The sequence below is a fragment of the Streptomyces sp. A 4/2 genome (genome assembly GCF_940670765.1).
Classification (GTDB): Bacteria; Actinomycetota; Actinomycetes; order Streptomycetales; family Streptomycetaceae; genus Streptomyces.
The window spans coordinates 1-5,926 of record NZ_CALNVW010000032.1 but is presented as its reverse complement, the minus strand read 5'-3'; the positions used below and the strand labels follow the sequence as shown (position 1 = coordinate 5,926).

General features: G+C 70.3%; 5 protein-coding genes. 1 reads left to right on the top strand and 4 read right to left on the bottom strand.

The window, feature by feature from the left end; all coding sequences use genetic code 11:
* Positions 1-71 precede the first annotated feature (71 nt).
* From NBY69_RS24580 to NBY69_RS24565, 4 genes are all read right to left on the bottom strand, one after another.
* Positions 72-911, bottom strand: coding sequence for an SDR family NAD(P)-dependent oxidoreductase (locus NBY69_RS24580; RefSeq protein WP_250303650.1), 840 nt, complete (start codon positions 909-911; stop codon positions 72-74).
* 270 nt (positions 912-1,181) lie between these two features.
* Positions 1,182-2,027 (bottom strand): amidohydrolase family protein, encoded by an 846-nt coding sequence (locus NBY69_RS24575; protein WP_250303649.1) that lies wholly within the window; start codon positions 2,025-2,027, stop codon positions 1,182-1,184.
* Positions 2,024-3,211, bottom strand: a complete 1,188-nt coding sequence (locus NBY69_RS24570) for a mandelate racemase/muconate lactonizing enzyme family protein (protein WP_250303648.1) — start codon at positions 3,209-3,211, stop codon at positions 2,024-2,026. Before NBY69_RS24570 ends, NBY69_RS24575 begins: the two co-directional genes overlap by 4 nt.
* The gene (locus NBY69_RS24565) at positions 3,211-4,581 is read right to left on the bottom strand and encodes an aspartate aminotransferase family protein (RefSeq protein WP_250303647.1); all 1,371 of its coding nucleotides are present in this window, start codon (positions 4,579-4,581) and stop codon (positions 3,211-3,213) included. Before NBY69_RS24565 ends, NBY69_RS24570 begins: the two co-directional genes overlap by 1 nt.
* 233 nt (positions 4,582-4,814) lie before the next feature.
* Here NBY69_RS24565 and NBY69_RS24560 point away from each other — a divergent pair, with 233 nt between their 5' ends.
* Entirely contained in the window at positions 4,815-5,660 is an 846-nt protein-coding gene (locus NBY69_RS24560) for an IclR family transcriptional regulator (protein ID WP_250303646.1), read from the top strand.
* Positions 5,661-5,926: the final 266 nt, after the last annotated feature.

The window sequence follows — 5,926 nt, the reverse complement described above, 5'->3', positions numbered from 1 at the left end:
ATGACGGCGTGATGAATCCATGGCTGACATGACGGAGGTGCTCCTCGCGCTCTCGATGAAGTCAGGATGAATCAGAGGGTGTTGCGGTACGGCGGCATGAATCGCATGCGCGGCATCTGATCGGCGAGCACTCCCCCGTCGACCACGATGCGGGCACCGGTGAGGTACGCCCCGGCGTCCGAGGCCAGCAGCAGCAGCGCGCCCACGCACTCGTCGGGCTGCGCGTACCGCCCGAGCGGAATCCGCTCGCGGTACGCGGCCTCGAACGCCTCCCGGTCGAAGGGGAACTCTCCGTCGATGGGGGTCTCGACCATGCCGGGCGCGAGGGTGTTGGCGGTGATGCCGTACGGGGCCAGCTCGACCGCCAGGGTCTCGGTGAGCAGTTGGGCGGCGGCCTTCGACGCGTTGTAGTGGGCCAGCCCGGCCTCGGCCACCAGGGCGTTCTTCGAGGTGATGGTGATGATGCGGCCGGCCACCCCGTCGGCGGTCATGTGCTCGGCGATGCGCTGGGTGAGGAAGAAGACCGCGTCGACGTTGACCCTCATGACGCGGGACCAGCTGGCGGGGGTGATCTCGTTGAAGCGTTCCAGGGCGGCGGTGCCCGCGTTGTTGACGAGGATGTGCAGCGGCCCGGCCTCGGCCCGTACGGCGTCGACGAACGCGGCCAGTTCGCCGGTCTCCGCGAGGTCCTGCCCGTAGGTCCAGGCGCGCCGCCCCAAGGACTCGACGGCCGCCGCGGTCGTACCGATGCCGTCCGCGCCCGGCAGATCCACCAGCACCACGTCGGCGCCGGCCTCGGCGAGGCCGACGGCGAAGGACCGGCCCAGGCCACGAGCGGCTCCGGTGACGACCGCGGTGCGGCCGGTGAGATCGAAACGGTCGGTGCCGCGGGGCGGGACAGCTGCGGTCATGGCGGGGTTCCTTCGGAGGAAGTGGTACGAGAGGTGGGCCGCCGCGCCACACCGGGGGGCGGGGTGCGCGGCGGCCCGGCTGCCGGGAGAGGGGACAACAGGAGAGGGGGATTCTCCGGCTGTCCGCCGCCCGGCAGGTTCAGGGGCCCACGTGATCGAGGGCCTGGCGGGATCGGAAGCCCGGCGGAGTCGGAAGGCCGACGGGACCAGAAGCCCGGCGGGAGGCCCGGCGGGATCGGAGCCCGGCGGGGTCCGGGGGTCCCGGCCCGGTCAGCCGTCCAGTCCCAGGAGACCGAGCGACTGCCGGTGGATGACCTCTTCCACGGCGTCCGCGTCCAGCGGCGGCAGTCCCGGGATACCGGGGATACGGGCGATCTCGCGCAGCCCCGCGATCGAGTCGTCCACCGTGGTGAAGGGGTAGTCGCTGCCGAACATCAGCTTGTCCCAGACCCCGTAGTCCTGGACCAGCCGGAGGCTGTGCCAGAGCTGGAAGGGCCGGTAGTGCAGGGCGCTGATGTCCGCGTACACGTGCGGGTGCTTGCGGATGACGGCGATGCACTCGCCCTCGAAGGGATGCCCGAGGTGGGCGAGGACCATCCGCAGTTCGGGGTGGCGGATGGCGACCGCGTCCAGATGGCGGGGCATGGCCCATTCGAGCGGGGCCGTGGAGACGAAGGTGGTGCCGGTGTGGACGAGGAGCGGCAGCCCGTGCCGTTCCGCGTAGCCGTACAGCTCGTCGTACTCCTGAGCTGCCGGGTCGAACCCGGCGTACATCGGCATCAGTTTGATGCCGCGCAGGCCCAGCTCCTGGTGGCCGTAGCGGAGTTCGTCCTGCCAGCCGGGCTGGGTGGGGTCGATCGAGAGGTAGCCGATGAGCCGGTCCGGGCGGCGTGCGACGTACGAGGCGACCGCCGCGTCGTCGACCCACAGGCCGCTGCGGCGGGCCTTGCCGCCGACGACGACCGTACGGGTGCCCTCGGGCGCGGTGGCCGCGTACTCCTCCCATGTGACCGTCAGGTCGACCTCGCCCGCGTGGGCACGGGCCGAGTCGGACTTGAAGGGGTCGGTGAAGTCGTGGCTGTGCCGGAAGAGATGGGAGTGGACGTCGACGATCATGTGCGGTTCCGCTTCTCCCAGCCGTCCGCGAACATGTTCCAGAACCGGTGGCTGGGCGGGTGTTCCTCGAAGACCTCGTCGACGAGTTCGACGCCGAGGCCGGGGGCGGTCGGCAGGCCGATGTGCCCGTCGGTGATCGGCAGGGTGCCCTGCAGGGCGTCGAAGACGTACGGCTCCAGGAGCCCGTCGAAGGTTTCGAGGATCTTGAGGTTGGGGATGCCGAGCGCCGCGTGGACGGAGACGGTGGTGCACAGCGGCGAGTTGGAGTTGTGCGGGGCGACCAGCATGCCGTGGGTGTCGGCGATGGCGGCCAGTTTGCGGACCTCGGTGAAGCCGCCGGCCATCGACAGGTCGGGCTGGATGATGTCGACGGCGTGGGTCGCGAAGAGCTGCTTGTACTCGTAGCGGTTGTGGAAGTGCTCGCCGCCGGAGATCGGGAACGCGGCGCGCTGCCGCAGCTCCGCGTACCGCTCGATGTGCGTCCAGGGCATCGGCTCCTCGAACCAGCCGATGTCGAACGGCTCCAGCTCGCGGACCAGCCGGGCGGCGGTCGGCATGGCGAAGCGGGCGTGGCCCTCGATGAAGAGGTCGACGTCCGGTCCGATGGCGTCGCGCACCGCGGCCACCAGCTCGACGGAGCGGCGCAGTTCGGCGCGCTCCAGCTCGTGCAGCCCGGGGCCGAACGGGTCGAACTTGAGGGCGGTGAAGCCCTTGGCGACGGTCTCCTTCGCCTTCGCGGCGAAGATCTCCGGCTCGCGTTCGCCGGTGTACCAGCCGTTGGCGTAGATCCGGACCCTGTCCCGGCAGGCGCCCCCGGTCAGCCGGTAGGCGGGGACCCCGAGCGCCTTGCCCATCAGGTCGTACATCGCCTGGTCGAGGCCGGACAGGGCGATGCCGCCCATGTCACCGCCGCGCAGGAAGTCGCCCTGGTAGACGCGGAGCCACAGCTCCTCGATGTCGAAGGGGTCGGCGCCGATGAGATGGCGCCCGGCGAGCGATTCGGTGAGGGCGCAGACCTCACGCACCCGGTAGGGGTGGGTGATCTCACCGATGCCGGTGAGGCCCTCGTCGGTGTGGACGCGGACGTAGCCGAAGTCGCGCCAGGAGGTGCCGAGCATCAGGGTCTCGACGCGGCTGATCCGTCCTGCGGGACCGGCCGGGCGGGTGCGGTTGACGGTGAGCATCAGCTGACGGCTCCGCCCATGGTCGAGGTGTTCTCCAGGTCACGGGCGCCGCCTTCGGCGAGCACGGCCCGGACGGCGGCTTCGGTGCCCTCGATCAGACGGTCCACGTCCGCGTCGGTGTGCGCGTAACTGATGTGGCTGCGCTTGAGGTTGAGCGGCAGCTCGAACAGTCCGTGGTCCAGGAGCTTGCGGCGGTAGCCGACGAACAGCGAGGCGTCGTTGTGCAGCAGGTCGGCGTAGGTGCGGGGGGTCTCGCCCGGCATGAAGTAGCTGACGAAGACCGAGCCGTAGCCGGTGACCACGGCCGGGACGCCGAGCCGCTCGTACAGTGCGGTCAGTTCGGTACGGACCCGGTCGCCGAGACGGAACACGTGTGCGTGGACCGGCTCCTCGCGGAGCTTGCGCAGGGTGGCGAGGGCGGCGGCGACGACGGACGGGTGACCGTTGTACGTACCGGCGAAGAAGGCCGGGGCGCCGGGGCGGGTGGAGAAGAGGTCCATCAGGTCGGCCCGGCCGCCGATGGCGCCGACCGGGGCGCCGTTGGCGATGGCCTTGCCCAGGGTGGTGAGGTCGGGGGTGACGCCGGAGATCTTCTGCCAGCCGCCGATGTCGTGCCGGAAGCCGGTGATGACCTCGTCGAAGATCAGGACGGCGCCGGCCTTCGTGGTCTCCTCGCGCAGCGTGGTGAGGAACTCCTGGTACGGCAGGAGCGCCCCGACGTTGTGCGGGACGGGCTCGACGATGACGGCGGCGATGTCCTGGCCGTGCTCGGCGAAGGTGCGGCGGACGGCCTCGCTGTCGTTGAACGGCAGGACGAGGGTGGCTTCGAGCACCTCGGGGAGGATGCCGGTGGAGATCGGGTCGTGGCCGCCGACCTTCTCCGGCGCGGAGATGACGTTGAGACTGACCGAGTCGTGCCAACCGTGGTAGCAGCCCTGGAACTTGACGACCAGACGGCGGCCGGTGGCGGCCCGGGAGACGCGCAGGGCGTGGAAGGTGGCCTCGCTGCCGGTGCTGGTCAGCAGGACCTTCTCGACGGACGGGATCAGTTCGGTGAGCTGCTCGGCGAGGAGGACCTCGCCCTCGGTGACGCCGACGCCCATGTGGCCGAGGGTGGCTCCGGCCTCGGCGGTGGCGCGGGCCACGTCCGGGTCGTTGTGGCCGAGCAGGGGCGGGCCGAAGGCCGAGTGGAAGTCGGTGTACTCCCGTCCGTCCGCGGTACGGAAGCGTGCGCCGTCGGTTCCGGTGACGACGAGGTCCGTCAGTCCGGGCACGCTGCGCTGGCCGCTGTTCACGCCGCCGGGCACGACCTGGCGGGCGCGTTCGGCGAGCCGGGCTCCGGAGGTGGTGCTTACCGGGCCTGAACCCATGGTGCTTGCTCCTTGCGTCGAGAGTCGTCGGTTTTCACAGGCCCTGCCCGGCCCGTGAGTCCCTGGCGCCATCCGCCCGGCAGTCGCCGCAGGAAGAGGTGGTGCGTGGTGGCTGAGTGGTGGTGCTGTTCAGCATTTTCAGAACGCTGTTCTGTAGAGCAGAACAGATGCTGGATGTTACGTCCGGGCGAACACGGCAGTCAACCCCCCTTGAGCGACTAGGCTGTTCTGCTATGACGAACAGTTCCGCCCCAGAAGAACCGAAGTACTGGGTCAAGAGCGTGGCCAGGGCAGCGGACATCCTCGAGGCGCTCGCCGCCCCCGCGCCCGGAAGCGGCATGAGCGTCACCGAGGTCGGCCAGACCTGCGGCATCTCCAAGAGCGCGGCCTTCGGCATGCTCCAGACCCTCCGTGCGTACGGACTGGTCTCGGACGACGGCGAGGGGATGAACCGCCGCTACCGGCTGGGCATGAGCCTGGCGCGGCTCGGTGACCGGGCCCGCTCCCAGGTGTCCCTGCGCGGGGTCGCCCAGCCGGTGCTGCGGGAGCTGACCCGGACCACCGGCATGGCGTCCCGGCTGGCCCTGCCCGAGGACGGCCACGCCGTCGTGGTGGACCAGGTCGAGCTCGACCAGCGGGTCCGGCTCGATCTGCGGATGGGTCAGCGCGAGCTGCCGCACTGCACCGGACTGGGCAAGGCGCTGCTCTCGGCGCTGCCGCAGACCGAGGCCGCCTCGATCGTCGAACGGTTCGGGCTGCCCCGCCGTACGGCACGCACCATCACCGACCCCGCGACCTTCCTGTCGCATCTGCGCGACATCGCCAGGGTCGGCTACGCGGTCGACGACGAGGAGGACGCCGAGGGCATCATCTGCATCGGTTCGCCGGTCCTCGACGACCAGGGGGTCTGCGCGGGCGCGGTCAGCATCACCGGTCTCAAGCTCGGTCTGCCCGCCTGGCGTTACCAGGAACTGGGAGGTCAGGTGCGTGACGCGGCCCATCGGATCAGCCGGGCGCTGGGCTGGGACGGCGAACAACCGCACCCCGGTGACGAAATCTCCGGCGCGATCAGGTCTTGACCGATCCGCAGGACCCGCCGTATGTTCCCTGCCAACCAGGGTGACATCTCCAGGTCACCGGTGTTTCATCCCTTCCGGCCCGCTTCCGGCGCCTGCCCACCGCGCTGCGAACACCCCACGGCCGGCCCCTTTTTCAGCCATCCGCCTCATGGCAGTCCACCGCAGGAACGCTCCCTCATTCCCGGCACTTCTCGGAAGGCGAAGTCCGTCATGAGCGTTCCGCATCACCGCACCACCGAACAGCCCGCGAACACCGGGCGCCGCAG

What these genes read in the sequence shown, in the direction of transcription:
- NBY69_RS24580 (WP_250303650.1), bottom strand. Translation starts at nt 911, where the DNA reads ATGACCGCAGCTGTCCCGCCCCGCGGCACCGACCGTTTCGATCTCACC.
- NBY69_RS24575 (WP_250303649.1), bottom strand. Translation starts at nt 2,027, where the DNA reads ATGATCGTCGACGTCCACTCCCATCTCTTCCGGCACAGCCACGACTTC.
- NBY69_RS24570 (WP_250303648.1), bottom strand. Translation starts at nt 3,211, where the DNA reads ATGCTCACCGTCAACCGCACCCGCCCGGCCGGTCCCGCAGGACGGATC.
- NBY69_RS24565 (WP_250303647.1), bottom strand. Translation starts at nt 4,581, where the DNA reads ATGGGTTCAGGCCCGGTAAGCACCACCTCCGGAGCCCGGCTCGCCGAA.
- NBY69_RS24560 (WP_250303646.1), top strand. Translation starts at nt 4,815, where the DNA reads ATGACGAACAGTTCCGCCCCAGAAGAACCGAAGTACTGGGTCAAGAGC.